The 15,510-nt window shown below is 37.4% G+C and carries 15 protein-coding genes; 10 read left to right on the forward strand and 5 right to left on the reverse strand.

Features of this window, described 5'->3' with window-relative positions; translation table 11 throughout:
• Positions 1-308: 308 nt before the first annotated feature.
• Together mecA and pepF are read left to right on the forward strand one after the other, a co-directional pair.
• Complete coding sequence (gene mecA, locus C7N65_RS06650) at positions 309-1,025, forward strand: adaptor protein MecA (RefSeq protein ID WP_105993698.1); 717 nt, start codon at positions 309-311, stop codon at positions 1,023-1,025.
• Between the two features lie 197 nt (positions 1,026-1,222).
• Positions 1,223-3,031, forward strand: coding sequence for an oligoendopeptidase F (gene pepF, locus C7N65_RS06655; protein ID WP_105993699.1), 1,809 nt, complete (start codon positions 1,223-1,225; stop codon positions 3,029-3,031).
• A 260-nt stretch (positions 3,032-3,291) separates the two neighbouring features.
• Here pepF and C7N65_RS06660 read toward each other — a convergent pair whose 3' ends face one another.
• The 5 genes from C7N65_RS06660 to C7N65_RS06680 all read right to left on the reverse strand — a co-directional run bounded on the left by C7N65_RS06660 (position 3,292) and on the right by C7N65_RS06680 (position 7,003).
• A complete protein-coding gene (locus tag C7N65_RS06660) occupies positions 3,292-3,621 on the reverse strand; it encodes a hypothetical protein (RefSeq protein ID WP_105993700.1) in 330 nt (109 codons plus the stop codon).
• A gap of 136 nt (positions 3,622-3,757) precedes the next feature.
• Entirely contained in the window at positions 3,758-4,921 is a 1,164-nt protein-coding gene (locus tag C7N65_RS06665) for a C47 family peptidase (protein WP_105993701.1), read from the reverse strand.
• 234 nt (positions 4,922-5,155) lie between these two features.
• On the reverse strand, positions 5,156-5,941 hold the full coding sequence (yjbH, locus tag C7N65_RS06670) for a protease adaptor protein YjbH (protein ID WP_105993702.1): 786 nt from the start codon (positions 5,939-5,941) through the stop codon (positions 5,156-5,158).
• A 15-nt stretch (positions 5,942-5,956) separates the two neighbouring features.
• Positions 5,957-6,328 carry a truncated hemoglobin YjbI gene (locus C7N65_RS06675; RefSeq protein WP_105993703.1) on the reverse strand — a complete coding sequence of 124 codons (372 nt, stop codon included), beginning with the start codon at positions 6,326-6,328 and terminating at the stop codon, positions 5,957-5,959.
• A 102-nt stretch (positions 6,329-6,430) separates the two neighbouring features.
• Positions 6,431-7,003: a CYTH domain-containing protein gene (locus C7N65_RS06680; RefSeq protein WP_105993704.1), complete on the reverse strand. Its 573-nt coding sequence runs from the start codon at positions 7,001-7,003 to the stop codon at positions 6,431-6,433.
• 152 nt (positions 7,004-7,155) lie between these two features.
• Between C7N65_RS06680 and C7N65_RS06685 the strand changes: the two genes are divergently transcribed.
• The 8 genes from C7N65_RS06685 (at position 7,156) to C7N65_RS06720 (ending at position 15,438) form a co-directional block, all read left to right on the forward strand.
• The gene (locus C7N65_RS06685; RefSeq protein WP_105993705.1) at positions 7,156-7,503 is read left to right on the forward strand and encodes a hypothetical protein; all 348 of its coding nucleotides are present in this window, start codon (positions 7,156-7,158) and stop codon (positions 7,501-7,503) included.
• 67 nt (positions 7,504-7,570) lie between these two features.
• On the forward strand, positions 7,571-8,155 hold the full coding sequence (locus tag C7N65_RS06690) for a GTP pyrophosphokinase family protein (RefSeq protein WP_234019060.1): 585 nt from the start codon (positions 7,571-7,573) through the stop codon (positions 8,153-8,155).
• Between the two features lie 8 nt (positions 8,156-8,163).
• Entirely contained in the window at positions 8,164-8,973 is an 810-nt protein-coding gene (locus C7N65_RS06695) for an NAD kinase (RefSeq protein WP_105993706.1), read from the forward strand.
• Positions 8,970-9,851, forward strand: a complete 882-nt coding sequence (locus tag C7N65_RS06700) for an RluA family pseudouridine synthase (protein WP_105993707.1) — start codon at positions 8,970-8,972, stop codon at positions 9,849-9,851. Before C7N65_RS06695 ends, C7N65_RS06700 begins: the two co-directional genes overlap by 4 nt.
• Before the next feature lie 17 nt (positions 9,852-9,868).
• On the forward strand, positions 9,869-11,251 hold the full coding sequence (gene mgtE, locus C7N65_RS06705) for a magnesium transporter (RefSeq protein WP_105993708.1): 1,383 nt from the start codon (positions 9,869-9,871) through the stop codon (positions 11,249-11,251).
• Between the two features lie 10 nt (positions 11,252-11,261).
• The gene (locus C7N65_RS06710) at positions 11,262-13,118 is read left to right on the forward strand and encodes a cation:proton antiporter (RefSeq protein WP_105993709.1); all 1,857 of its coding nucleotides are present in this window, start codon (positions 11,262-11,264) and stop codon (positions 13,116-13,118) included.
• Between the two features lie 148 nt (positions 13,119-13,266).
• Positions 13,267-14,037, forward strand: a complete 771-nt coding sequence (gene fabI / locus C7N65_RS06715) for an enoyl-ACP reductase FabI (protein WP_105993710.1) — start codon at positions 13,267-13,269, stop codon at positions 14,035-14,037.
• Between the two features lie 168 nt (positions 14,038-14,205).
• Complete coding sequence (locus C7N65_RS06720; protein ID WP_105993711.1) at positions 14,206-15,438, forward strand: MFS transporter; 1,233 nt, start codon at positions 14,206-14,208, stop codon at positions 15,436-15,438.
• The last annotated feature ends 72 nt before the right edge of the window (positions 15,439-15,510 follow it).

Raw genomic sequence — 15,510 nt, forward strand, 5'->3', positions numbered from 1 at the left:
TATTATTCAAAACTCAATGAATACGAAAGAGCTGCAGTACAATGTGCTGTGGCTTTTTATATGCTTTGAGTAATTAATTCAATGTTCGAGCGGTTTCCGTGGAATATTAAAGGGTAATATGTTATTATAATAAGTCAACGGTAAGTCATGTTTTATGCTATAAACAAATAGATTGTAATTTGCACACCGTTTTAATACAATATGGGTACTATTCTAGGTTGTCGACAAAGTAGACGCTGCCTAGACTCTAGAAAAGTTTGTCTAAAGTCTAGATATTGCTATTCATCGACTGTAAGGAGTGAGATGATATGAGAATAGAGCGCGTAGATGATACAACTGTTAAACTTTTCATAACGTATGGTGACATTGAAGCAAGAGGTTTCAAAAGAGAAGACTTATGGACAAACCGTCAACGAGGTGAAGAATTCTTCTGGTCAATGATGGAAGAAATCAATGAGGAAGAAGATTTCGTTGTTGAAGGTCCATTATGGATTCAAGTACATGCTTTTGAAAAAGGTGTGGAAGTCACTATTTCTAAATCTAAGAACGAAGAAATGATGAACATGAATGACGAAAGTATGAATAATGAATTTGATCGTCAATTAAATGAATTACTTGAACAAACGTTTGAAGAAGAACACGAAGAAGCAGAACAAAGACAACATTCAAAACGTTCTCAATCAAGAGATCAATTCAGTAAAAAAGCACGTCATACCAACGGTCGTCTTGTCATCGTCAAATTCGATGATTTAGAGTCTGTTATTGATTATGCACATCATAACAATCAGCCTACTGAAGGCTTTGAAGATTTATTATATATGTTGAATAATGAGTACTATTACGCAATTCATTTTGATGAAAGTGTAGTAGAAGAAACAATTAATGACTTCTACAGTCAATTATTAGAATTCGCTGCACCAAGCGATCGTTCAGAAGTTTACTTGAACGATTACGGTAAAATCATTATGAGTCATAACGTAACAGCACAAGTACGCCGCTTCTTTACTGATACAACAGAAGCTTAAGTAATAAGATATAGATAGAGCCTATCCTTAGTTGGATGGGCTTTTTTATATGCATTTTTTGAATAATCAGGGATAAAACCTTAAAATTGTGCGTTTTCTTGACCGTCTCTTGTCCATGAGACGCAATAACGTGCAAAATCAACGAAATAATGAGAAAATTAAATTATTGATATTAGCATAAGAGGAGGCTTTTTAATATGAGTCAACAATTAACAAGAGAACAACAAGAACAAAAACATCCTGAGTATACTTGGGATTTAACAACAATTTTTGAAAGCGATGAGGCCTTTGAAGCTGCTTTCAAAGAAGTAGAAGGCTATTTAGGTGCAGAAGAAAAATTTAAAGGCCACTTAGCTGATAGTGCACAAACACTTTATGAAGCATTAGCTTTAGAAGATGAAGTTGAAACGAAACTTGAAAAAGTTTATGTTTATGCACACTTAAAACAAGACCAAGATACAGGTAATGATAAATATACGGGCTATGAAGCACGTGCACATCAATTAGCGATTAAATTAAGCTCAAGCTGGAGTTTCTTAGTACCCGAAATCTTACAAATTGATGAAGCTACAATCCAAAAATTCATTGATGAAAACAAAGACTTAGAACGCTATGCATTTGATTTGAAATTAATTAATGAGCAGCGTCCGCATGTATTAAGTGCAGATAAAGAAAAATTATTAACAGAAGCACAAGATGCATTATCTACACCATCAAATGTTTACGGTATGTTCAGCAATGCTGACTTAGAATTTGAAGATGCGGTAGACAAAAATGGAGAAAAACATCCATTAACACAAGGGACATTCATCAAATATCTTGAATCTGATGATCGTGAATTACGCCGTTCAGCGTTCAGAAACCTTTATAAAGCTTACGGTGCATTTAACAATACTATTGCGGCAACGTTAACAGGGGAAATTAAAAAACATGTCTTCAATGCACGTACGCATAATTATAAAACAGCACGTGAAAAAGCATTAAGCAATAACCATATCCCTGAAGCAGTTTATGATAACTTAGTTAAAACTGTTCATGAATATTTACCGCTCTTACATCGTTATACACAATTACGTAAAGATGTATTAGGTTTAGACGATATGAAAATGTATGACTTATATACACCATTAGTTAAAGATATTAAATTCGAAATGCCTTATGATGAAGCAGTAGAATGGATGTTAAAAGCTTTAGAACCAATGGGCGATGAGTATTTAGATGTGGTTAAAGAAGGCTTGAATAATCGTTGGGTAGACGTTTATGAAAACAAAGGCAAACGATCAGGCGGTTATTCATCTGGTGCACACTTAACGAACCCATTCATCTTATTGAACTGGTCAGATACAGTGTCTGATTTATTTACATTAATTCATGAATTCGGTCATTCTGCACACAGTTACTTCAGCCGTAAAAATCAACCATCTAATCATAGTGACTACTCTATTTTCGTGGCAGAAGTTGCTTCAACAACAAATGAAGCATTGCTTAGCGATTATATGGAAAAACACTTAGATGATGAACGTCGTTTATTATTATTGAACCAAGAATTAGAACGTTTCCGTGCGACTTTATTCCGTCAAACAATGTTCGCAGAATTCGAACACAAAATCCATCAAATTGAAGAAGCAGGGGAACCGTTGACTGCGAACCGTATGAATGAAGAATATGCGGCACTTAACCGTAAATACTTCGGGGATATTGTAGAAACAGATGAAGACATCAGTAAAGAATGGTCACGTATTCCGCACTTCTACATGAACTATTATGTTTACCAATATGCGACTGGTTACAGTGCAGCACAAAGCTTAAGCTATCAAATCCTTAATGAAGGCAAACCTGCAGTAGAACGTTATATCAACGAATTCTTGAAAAAAGGCAGCTCAAATTATCCGATTGAAATCCTTAAAAATGCAGGTGTAGATATGACAACACCAGAACCAATTGAACAAGCATGCAAAATGTTCGAGAAAAAATTAGACGAGTTTGAAAAACTAATTAAAGAATAAACCTTGTGAAATCGTTTACAATATGACAAGTTTGTGACAAAAACGTTTTCATAGGTTCACTGTCTTGAAAAGGGCGGGAACGCGTGGTATATTATGACCATGAAATTAATCACATAACAAACATACCCCTTTGTTTGAAGTGAAAAATTTCTCCCATCCCCTTTGTTTAGCGCCGTGTATTCAGACACGGCGTTTTTTTATGCGCTTTTTTAACACAAAAATACCGGCACAGTAAGACTGTACCGGCTGATTTCGTGTGTTTATCTTTTTTCTAATGTTAATGAACGAGATGTACCGAGTCTTTCAATATTTGTGACTTGATATTGAATATGGAAAGGATCACTTAAAGCAATCAATAATGCGATTTGTTCATCTTCTGTTGACACGAGTGTGATTTCATCTTTTGAAGCATCCAATGATTTAATATTGAATAAATCTTCAGCGACTTCAGTCGTATCAAAAATCACACGCAAATCGACAATTAAATCATCCTCGCGGCTCATCCATTCTCCTTTTAATTGCGTCAGAAACTCTGATGCTTCTTCTGACAGGTTACTATCATATTGAATATTGATGACTGTCTTTTCCATTATAAATTCATTCCTTTGTATGCAAATAGTAATTTACAGCTGCTCATGCATCGCATGAAACAACATTCACTTATCCTATACCCTAATATAGATTGCACATAGCTTATCGGATGAAACGAAAGGTTATTCTTTATATTTAGAAGCCTGTTACTGAACCGAACCATTGATAGTGGTCACCGTTTGAAACAGGGATGATATTACTATCTGCAGGCTGCAGTGTATAGTCTTGATCCCAAGGATTCCAGATTACAATTACTTTTTCGCTGTTAGACAGTTCTGCATTACCTACAACAGCCATTGCATGTCCTGCATGCAAGCCTTGTGATGATTCGACTTGTTCGCCTAAGACGACCATACCTTTATTTTGTTTCGTTTGCTGATCAACGACATCATAGCTTGGCATACCGTCATAATAAGATGTATTGCGGCCTTGCGATTTGCCATAGTCTATCATTTCTTGAATCGTTAAACCTGTAAATTGGAATTGTTGGCCTGTAAGGTTAGGGTGCACTTGATGCATAATAGACTCGCCATTATACGTTGATGTGTTCTTTGTCGCATTTAATAATGCGGCCATAGAATATCCTGCACACCAGCCGTTATAACCTTGTTGCTCGCGGATTTTAAAATGCGGCAGCAAGTTCATATATTTTGTGCCGTAATTTTGAGTTTCTGTTTGTGTTTGTGTCGTATCAACTGTTTGTGCTAATTGTTTTTTAGGTGCTGCGGGCTGATCTGGCTGTGTCGGTTGATTTGGAAGTGTTGTACGTTTAATCAATTTGAGCTGCTGGTGCTGCTCGATGTAATAACCGTTCTTGTTTGTGTAAATCGTGATAGGCTGGTTGCCGTTTCTGTATTGGTTTAAGGCATCTGAGATGAATTTTGAAACACGTACACTGTAATTTGCTTGATTTTTATCTGTATGTACATCGGATGTGTTTTTTGGACTGACAGTTAAGATATAGTGGATAGTATTGCCTTGCATAATAGGGTAGTAATAGTTGCCGTCTTCTTGTCCGTCAAATTTGTAGATTTTAAATGGTTTGCCTAATCTGAATCGGCCATGATTGCCGGAACTGTCGATTTGAGAGAGTGCTTGTGCATAACTTGCAAAGTGTGCTTTAGCTTCTTGTTCTGCTTTATACGGTATTTCAGTATGATTGACTTTAATCTTTACTGAAGCAGAAGCTGCCGCATGTGTATTGTTTGAGTCGGGGTTTGAAAATGCGCCGCTGATGACCAAGATTATAGATAAGAGTAAGATGGAAGCGGCTTTGATAAAGGTTGTTCTGCTATTCAATCATTATTCCTCCATTCAATTACATTTAAATTTGAGAAGTATCTCATTTTTAAATATAACATAGGTTCATTTATAAAATAGTTAATCGTATAAATATTCAAATATTCAATAACGTTAACAACAATGATAAGGAAAATTAATAATTTGACATAAGTTAACCAGTTAAACTCGATTGAATTGTATGAAAGCATAAAAAAACACTTGTCTTAAAGACAAGTGCAAGGAAAATGTATTTCACTTCGCTTTCCAGAACTCTCCATCCGGATTGCTGAGCTTTTCTATTTTTTGTTGTAAAACGAGCTTTTTCAACTCTTTTAATAGTAGTTTTTCCGGCCATTCATAGATTGTAAGCAGTTCTTCTAAAGTGACGAATTGCTGCTCTTGAATATAAGTTTCTAATTTCGGCGGTAATTCTTTTTCAATAGGTGTTCCCATCAGCTCGTTGATAATATATGTGTAAATATGATAAGGATACAAGCCTTCGACTTTTAATCCTTCTTCTGTGACATCTTCGTTAAAAAAGACGAGTGAAGGTGCTTGTTCAACTTCCATTTCACGTGCAATATGCAAATCGACTTTGAGACTTTCAGTGAGCTTGCCGCTTTTTAAATCCTCTTTAAAGACGTCATAATCCATCCCTGCATTTTTAGCAGAAGTTTCTATCATTGTTTCAGTAATAATATCTCGTTTAGAGATAATTTCATTCTGCATCAAGTGGATAAAACGTTCTGCACGTGCTCTGCCTTGCAATTCAGCTGCTTTATACGCTAAGGCGATATTGTCGCTTTCAGAACTGCTTTGAGCTTGGCACTTTGTCAAAATACGCAACGACGGGTTTAAAATATGACGAATACGGATATATTGTTTATATTCCACGCGCAACTTCGATAGGATGGCAGATAGTTTAAAACAATCTTCATCAAACGGATCGAAGAAAGAGTAGATTTCTATTTTGCTCACAGGTGAAAGGTTGGTTTCATCTTGTCTATGATTACATATTAACTTTAATTCTTCAGACATCTCATTCACCTACAATTAATTTTCAGAATTAACCATATGATTTGCGGTCAATCGCAGTCTTTCATATAGGTATTCATCAACACCTGCAGGCAGTTCTGCATGTTGAATCGCTTTATTCATATTTTCTAACCAAGCATCTCTTTCATAAGGGGTGATGCGAAAATCCATGTGCCGCATTCTCAACATAGGATGCCCGTGTTCTTCAGTATAAAGAGAAGGGCCGCCTAAAAACTGTGTGAGAAACTGTTTTTGTTTGCGGCTGGTTTCGGCGAAATCACCAGGGAAGAGATGGTTGATTCTATCGTCTTGTTCTACCAGTGAATAAAAGTAATCGATCATGCTGTATAAACGTTCTTGGCCTATTACTTCATAAGGTGTCAAAGCCATATACTCACCCTGTTTCTTTAATATATATCTAATATAACATGAATTTTTACAATTAAAAGTAATACGACTTTTGACCGAGTGCTATCGAATTGTGTGTACTGATTATTTGTTTTTCGCTTCAAAAAAGCGAGCGACTTTATTTTTAGGAATATAGGATTTGATGTTAAACGTTTGAAGGATTTGCTGGAATTTTTTTAAACCTGCTTCAGGTTGTTCTACTTCAAACTCAAGCTCAAAGTCTTCAGTACCAAGGTATTCGCTGTGATCCAGCACAAGTAAGCCTTCTTCTATTTCTGTTTCCATACGATGTGTCGTCAAGGCACCTAAGACATACAGCTGTGTGACATCAATTTCAGCATTTTGCAAGACTGATAAGATATCATCCGGCAGGTGCTCTGGTGAGAGATGCATGTCTTGTTTCGGTATGACTGTCGTGATGTGGTTGTATTCTGTTAAACCTACTTCGGCAGGTACTTTCAATGTCATTTCATAATCATCTTTGATTTCTCGAATTCTCAGTGCCATTAAATGTTCTGCCAACGCAAAATCAGGTGTATCAATATAGTGATTTTTTTGCGTAAAAGGTTTTAATGTATTAAAATATTCGTTTCGCAATGCATCATATTCATCACGCGTCAAAAGTTGTTTGTATTCAATTTCTTGGTTAATAGCCATAGGTTCACCTCTTTGCTTATATATTATGGATGATTTGTTATCTATTTGAAAGTATTTCAAATTGCAGGTGAACGACCGAGTGATTTAGGTTGTGTTATGAGTGATGTACATATGTTAAAATAAGTAGGAATAACACAAGGAGGATTTAGGTTATGCGAATTTATGTGAATGAAATTAAAGTGAAAGATGATGGCATTTATTGCTATACAGATAAACCAACCGAAGGATTGACTGAAGCAGGGCAAATGCTGGTCGATAGCGATAATTATGGGTTTGCCCATATCCTTGACGATGGACAATCATATTCCTATCTTATCTTTGTGCAAGAAACATGGTCGATGCTTCATGAAAATAAGGGGAAAGCTATCTATGTTAATGATGATTTAAAGTTAGAACAATTTGATCAAGAGTTAGATTATATACTAAGCAATATCAAAGGTAACTCAAACTACGGCAAGGATTTTGTGGCAGAAGTCGAAAAAACGTTTGAGCTAGAGTGAAGCGGAGTGAAACGCAATGAATCAATAGGATCGATTTTTAGCACCATACAGACAAGCAGTTGAGGAACTGAAAGTTAAATTAAAGGGTTTGCGTAAAATCTATGATTTAGAAGCAGATGCGTCGCCGATTGAATTCGTCACAGGTCGCGTAAAACCTTTAACAAGTATTATTGAAAAAGCCACTGAACGAGAAATATCATTCGATCGTTTGCACGAAGAGATGTATGATATTGCCGGATTGCGTATCATGTGCCAATTTGTGGATGATATCGCAATTGTCGTGAATTTATTGAGACAGCGTAAAGACTTCAAAGTGGTAGAAGAAAGGGATTATATCAATAATACGAAAGAAAGCGGCTATCGTTCTTATCATGTCATTATAGAATATCCGATTGAAACGCTGGATGGGCAGCGTGCAATATTAGCGGAAATTCAAATCAGAACATTGGCGATGAATTTCTGGGCAACCATCGAACATACATTACGCTATAAATATGATGGGGATTATCCTCCTGAAATTCAAAAACGTTTAGAAAATGCGGCTGAAGCAGCGTTTTCATTAGATGAAGAAATGTCTGAGATTAAAGATGAAATCCAAGAAGCGCAACGTTATTATTCAAAAAAACGTGCTAAAAAACATAATCAAGAGTGAGGTGCTTTATGCGTTATAATATCGTATCAAAGGGAGACTACAAATCGAACAGCATCCAAGAAAACATGGAAGCACAAATGACGAAAAAGGGCATGGTCAAAGATGTCGCAACACCGGAAATCGTGATTTCAGTGGGCGGAGACGGCACTTTATTAGAAGCATTCCACAAATATTGCCATCGTGTTTCTGAAACTGCCTTTGTAGGTGTACATACAGGACATCTAGGGTTTTATGCGGATTGGCTGCCGCACGAATCAGATAAACTGATTGAAGAAATCGTTGATGGTGATTATGAAGTGATTGAATATCCGCTGATAGATATCATCGTGAATTATAACGACGATAAAGCACCGTCGCATCATATCGCATTAAACGAAGCGACTATGAAGACTGAAGATAATACGACGTTAGTTGCGGATGTCAGCTTGCGCGGTCAGCATTTTGAACGATTCAGAGGAGATGGTTTGTGTATTTCGACACCATCTGGTTCTACCGCTTATAACAAAGCATTAGGCGGCGCGTTGATCCATCCTTCATTACGTGCGATTCAGTTAACTGAAATTGCCTCTATCAATAATAGAGTGTTCCGTACAGTAGGGTCGCCTATTGTTATGCCGGATCATCACTATTGTGTGATTACACCGGTCGATCAAAAGGTCATTATGACTTCTATCGATCACGTGACGACAAAGCATCATAATGTAGAGAGTATTGAGTATCGTGTAGCGAAACAAAATGTACGCTTTGCGCGATTCAGACCATTTCCGTTTTGGAAACGTGTGCATGATTCGTTCATATCAGACGGCAGAGATTCATGAAGTTTCAATATATAATTGAAACACCGATACTGTTAAGAACGTTTTTACAAGAAAATCAATATTCTAAGAAAATGATAAGTGCCATTAAACAAAATGGCGCTTTACTTGTTAATAACACACCTGTAACGGTCAGAAAACAAATGGTGCAAGGCGATTATTTAGAAGTCGTCTTGCCGAAAGAGGTGCCGAGTGTCAATTTAGAGTGTTTCGTAAAGCCGATTACACCGCTTTATGAAGATGATTACTACATCGCAGTTTCTAAACCGCCGCACCAAAATTGTGCACCTTCGAGAGAGCATCCGCATGAAAGTTTGCTTGAACAAGTGCTGGCTTATTTAAACCCAAACCAGCAAGCACCGTGGGTGGTACCGCATATCATTACACGCCTTGATCGTAATACGAGCGGTATTGTGCTGTTTGCGAAACATGGCCATTTTCATCATAGAATCTCAGGTGTCGAAATGGAGAAAGTTTATCATTGTATCTGTTTCGGTCAGGTAAAACCACAAGGCGAAATTATTGCACCGATTGCTAGAGCGTCAGACAGTATTATTAATCGCGAAGTGAGCGAAGCAGGCAAATATGCGAAAACAAGTTATCAATTAGTCACACAAAACCAAGATTATGCTTTGTGCCGCGTACAATTGCATACAGGACGCACACATCAAATCCGTGTGCATTTTCAATATATCGGACATCCGCTTGTTGGTGACAGCCTTTACGGCGGTTATCATGGAAAAACGGATGCCCAATCGCTTGTTTGTACAGATTTAAGTTTCAAGCATCCAGTTGAAAACAAGCATGTTGTATTAAAAGATGAAGCAAGGCATGCTTTAATTGAGCGCCTTTTTAGACAACTTAGTAACGACAAAGAATAAGTTAGGAGGGGGCCATATTGGCAAGAGATGAAGAAAAATATATAGATGATCAAGATGTGTATAACAAAGAGCTGCTTGATCACTTATTGCTGGAAAATGATATAGATGCCTTCAGAGAAGAATTCTTATCTATGCATACGTACGAACAAAGTGAGTATTTCGAAGATAGCGACGATGATATCCGACATAAAATGTATCAGTTATTATCACCAAAAGAGGTTGCGGATTTCTTCGATCAATTAGAATTAGATGATGATGACTATGATGATGTCTTTGACCAAATGAAAGCCAGTTATGCGGCACACATTTTAGAAGACATGTCTTATGACAATGCTGTAGATATCATGAGTCATTTAAATAAGAGTAAAATTGCGACATTGCTTGCGTTGATGAATAAAGAAGATGCTAAAGAAATCAAAGCTTTGTTACATTATGAAGAAGATACTGCCGGCGGTATCATGACAACGGAGTATATTTCGCTGAAGATTACAACACCTGTCAAAGAAGCGTTGATGTTAGTCAAAGAACAAGCGCCGGATGCAGAGACGATTTATGTCATCTTTGCGGTCAACGATGATAAACAACTGGTTGGCGTGTTATCACTGCGTGATTTAATCGTCGCAGAAAACGACGCATATATTGAAGACATTATGAGCGAACGTGTTGTAAGTGTAAACGTCGCAGATGACCAAGAAGATGTCGCACAAATTATGCGTGACTATGACTTTATCGCATTGCCGGTTGTGGATTATCAAGATCACTTGCTCGGTATTATTACAATCGATGACATCTTAGATGTTATGGATGAAGAGGCATTGGAAGACTACTCTGGTTTAGCCGGTGTATCTGACATTGACTCTACCAACGATTCAATCTTTAAGACTGCATCCAAGCGTTTGCCTTGGCTGCTCATCTTAACATTTTTAGGTATGATTACTGCGACAATTTTAGGGTCCTTTGAGGAAACGTTAGAAAAAGTCGCATTACTTGCAGCATTTATTCCGATTATCAGCGGGATGTCCGGGAACTCAGGTACACAATCATTAGCGGTATCTGTACGTAATATTTCTACGGGCGAAATTGAAAATCAAAGCAAATTCAAAATTACAACAAGAGAAGCAGGAGCAGGGTTCCTTTCTGGTTTAGTATGTGCGTTGGTACTCTTTACTATCATCGTCATTCTTTATCAAACACCGCTGCTTGGTCTGATTGTTGCTGGAAGCTTGACGATTGCGATGACAGTCGGTACTTTGATGGGTTCAATTATTCCTCTGGTTATGAATAAATTAAAAATCGACCCTGCAGTTGCCAGCGGTCCATTTATCACTACAATTAATGATATTATTAGTATGTTAATATACTTTGGTTTAGCCACAACATTTATGTCATATCTCACATAAGGAGGGACACATGGAGTTTGTATCACTCGTCATCGTTGTCATGGCAGCGTTCTTAACGCCGATTATTGTCAACAGACTTAATATTAATTTTTTGCCTGTTGTTGTCGCTGAAATATTAATGGGATTAATCATCGGACAATCCGGATTCCATTTAGTCGAGCGTGACAATGTACTTGGTATTTTATCGACACTCGGTTTTATTTTCTTAATGTTCTTAAGCGGTTTGGAAATTGATTTCAATGCGTTCAAAAGCGATGAGAATACATCAGTAAAGTCTAAAAACAAAAAGAAAGCACCCGGCCATTTACAGTTATCATTAGTCGTCTTCTCATTAATTATGATTGTTTCAATTATTTTAGCTTATGCATTTAAATGGTTCGGTTTAATTGATGATGTCTTATTAATGGTAATCATTATTTCGACGATTTCTCTCGGTGTAGTTGTGCCGACATTGAAAGAAATGAATATCATGCGTACAACCATTGGTCAGTTTATCTTGCTGACGGCGGTACTTGCTGATTTGGTCACTATGATTTTGTTAACTGTTTACGGAGCTATCAACGCAAAAGGCGGCGGCACATTATGGTTGATTTCAATCTTGATTGTTTTCACCATCGTCTTTTATTTCCTAGGCGGTATTTTCAAGAAAGCACAATTTCTTCAAAAGCTGATGGATGGTACGACACAGATTGGTATTCGTGCCGTCTTTGCACTGATTATTTTATTGGTTGCGCTTGCTGAAGGAGTAGGTGCAGAAAATATTTTAGGTGCCTTCTTAGCAGGTGTGATTGTATCGCTGCTTCGTCCAGATGAAGATATGGTAGAGAAGCTGGACTCATTCGGTTACGGTTTCTTTATTCCAATCTTCTTCGTCATGGTAGGTGTGGATTTGAATATTCCTTCACTTATCAAAGAACCGTCGATTCTGATTATTATTCCAGTATTGATTTTAGCATTCTTAGTGTCTAAAATTATTCCGGTTTATGTGATCAGACGCTGGTTCGACCAAAAGACAACGATTTCTTCTGCGTTCTTATTAACGTCAACATTATCGTTAGTTATTGCTGCAGCGAAAATCGCAGAACAACTGAATACGATCTCTGCTGAGATATCAGGTATTTTAATTTTAAGTGCAGTGATTACATGTGTCTTTGTGCCGATTGTATTTAAGAAAATGTTCCCAATGCCGGATGAAGCGACACGCCGTATTAATGTCAGCTTAATCGGCAAGAACCAATTGACAATTCCGATTGCTCAGAACTTAATGTCTGACCTTTATGCGATTACGTTATATTATCGTAAAGACTTAAGTGATAAACGTAATTTATCAAATGATATTACGACAGTTGAGATTGCGGATTACGATGAAGCATTATTAGAAAAGCTCGGTCTCTTTGACAGCGATATTGTCGTGTGTTCAACCAATGAAGATGAGTTGAACTATAAAGTGGCACAGTTTGCAAAAGCACATGGTGTCAATCGTGTGATTTGCCGCTTTGAAGCAGGCGGAGAAAGAGAAGCAGAATTGCGTAAACAAGGTGTTGAAATCTTCAGCAGCTTCTTAAGTAATAAGATCTTGCTGACAGGCTTGATCGAAACACCGAACATGTTGAACTTATTAAGCAACGTTGAAACTTCTCTATATGAAATTCAAATGCTTAACTACAAATTCGACAATATTCAATTACGCAACTTCCCATTCGATGGGGACATCATTTTCGTACGTATTGTACGTGATAATGAGTCTATCGTACCGCACGGTGATACAATGCTGCGCTATGGTGATCGTCTCATTGTAACGGGCTCTAAAGAATATGTGGATGAATTAAAACGTGAATTAGAGTATTATTCACTCGGTCCAATTTAATTTAATAAGAACGAAAGTTGAAGTGAATGCTGAGACTTTCGTTCTTTTTTCTTTTAGAAATGGCTGAAACAAGTCGAATGCACACAAAAATGTTATAATAACTAATAATCTATCAATGAATCATTATAAGAGTTAAAGGAGCGTTTTCATGTTTAGTTTAGAAGGTAAAACATATGTCATTATGGGAGTTGCGAACAAACGCAGTATTGGTTTTGGTGTAGCGCAAGTATTAGATGAATTAGGCGCGAAACTTGTGTTTACATACCGCAAAGAACGCAGCAAAAAAGAATTAGATAAATTAGTAGATCAATTAAATCAAGAGGAACACTTAACTTATCAAATCGATGTACAAAGCGATGAAGAAGTTGAGAATGGTTTTAAAGCAATTGGAGAAGCTGTAGGCAACATCGACGGTGTATTCCACTCAATCGCATTTGCGAATGTAGAAGAATTGCGCGGCCGTTTCTCTGATACATCAAGAGAAGGCTTCTTATTAGCACAAGACATCAGTTCTTATTCTTTAACACTCGTTTCAAGAGAAGCGAAAAAATTAATGCCTGAAGGCGGCAGCATCGTGACTACAACATACTTAGGCGGCGAATATGCTGTACCTAACTACAATGTGATGGGCGTAGCTAAAGCAAGCTTAGAAGCGAATGTCCGCTACTTAGCATTAGATTTAGGCCAAGATAACATTCGTGTGAATGCTATTTCTGCAGGTCCTATTCGTACATTAAGTGCAAAAGGTGTCGGCGGCTTCAACACAATCTTAAAAGAAGTTGAAGAACGCGCACCATTAAAACGCAACGTAGATAAACAAGAAGTAGGTAAAGCAGCTGCTTTCTTACTTAGTGATTTAGCAAGCGGTGTGACAGGTGAAAATCTGCACGTTGATGCTGGTTTCCACGCAATTAAATAAGATACGATGACTTATATTCCCTTGTTTAGCAAAATTGTTAAGCAAGGGATTTTTTTGAAGCAAAGTCAAAAATAAATGAACAGTGCATCTATTCATTTGTCTAAATCAAGTGTATGATAGAGGACAGGAAATTTGAAAAAATGAAAATACACAAAGTGGGTGGACATTGTGTCAGAGAAAATTCATCAACAAGATCAATCCTATTCAAACAAGATTTTAGCATCATCTATGCTAGGTTTCGGTCTGGAAAATATGGATATTATGTTTTTAGCCTTTGCATTGTCTAGTATTATTAATGAATTCCATATTTCTTCAGCTGAAGCGGGGTTGATCGCATCAATTACCAACTTCGGAATGTTATTCGGGGGCATTATTTTCGGTGTACTGGCGGATAAACACGGCAGAATCCGCATCTTTACGTACACCATCTTTATCTTTGCGGTAGCCACAGCGCTGCTATCTGTCGCACATAATATATACATGGTATATATTTTACGCTTTATTGCCGGTATGGGCGGGGGCGGTGAATTCGGTATCGGGATGGCTTTAGTAGCGGAAGTATTTAAGAAACAAAAACTTGGCCGTGTGTCATCTGTAGTTGCAATCGGAGGACAAATCGGGGCTTTGATTGCGGCACTCTTAGCGGCCGCTATTTTACCGCACTTAGGCTGGAGAGTCTTATTCTTAATAGGTGTCATTCCTGTGATACTTGCATTCTATATCCGTCGTAATTTAGACGAAACAGAATCATGGAAACAATCTAAAGCAAACCATACATTAGAAAAGAAAGACCATTCGCCGATTGGACTGTTATTTAATACAAAACATATTGCACATACAACCATTGCGCTTACAATCATGTCGAGTGTGCAAGTAGCCGGCTATTTCGGCTTAATGAACTGGCTGCCTTCGATTTTGCAGAAACAACACAATTTAAGTGTCTCTAACTCATCGTTATGGACTATCAGTACTATTATCGGTATGAGTATCGGTATGTTTGCGTTCGGGCAAATATTAGACCGCTTCGGTGCCAAACTTTCCTATACTATTTTCTTAATCGCTTCAGCAGCATCAGTCTTTATCTATGTATTTGCACAAAGTGCTATTGCTTTATTAATCGGCGGTGCACTTGTCGGCTTCTTCGTCAACGGTATGTTTGCAGGTTATGGCGCTGTTATCAGCAGTTATTATCCGACACATATCAGAAGTACCGCAAATAACGTTATCTTTAACATCGGACGTGCATTAGGAGGCTTATCGCCGATTGCGATCGGTTTCTTAATGGACACGTACGGCATGACAGCAACCATGATCTTCTTAGCATGCTTATACATGATTTCACTTGTGATGATGTTATCACTTAGAAATATGCCGCTGAGAGGGAGACATGCGACACATTAATAAGTTTGAAAATCATTTAGGACATAAAAGGGAATAAAACATAAAAAACGTTCTGCCTGCAAATGAAAATTT

Source organism: Staphylococcus simulans, from assembly GCF_002994445.1.
Classification (GTDB): Bacteria; Bacillota; Bacilli; order Staphylococcales; family Staphylococcaceae; genus Staphylococcus; species Staphylococcus simulans_B.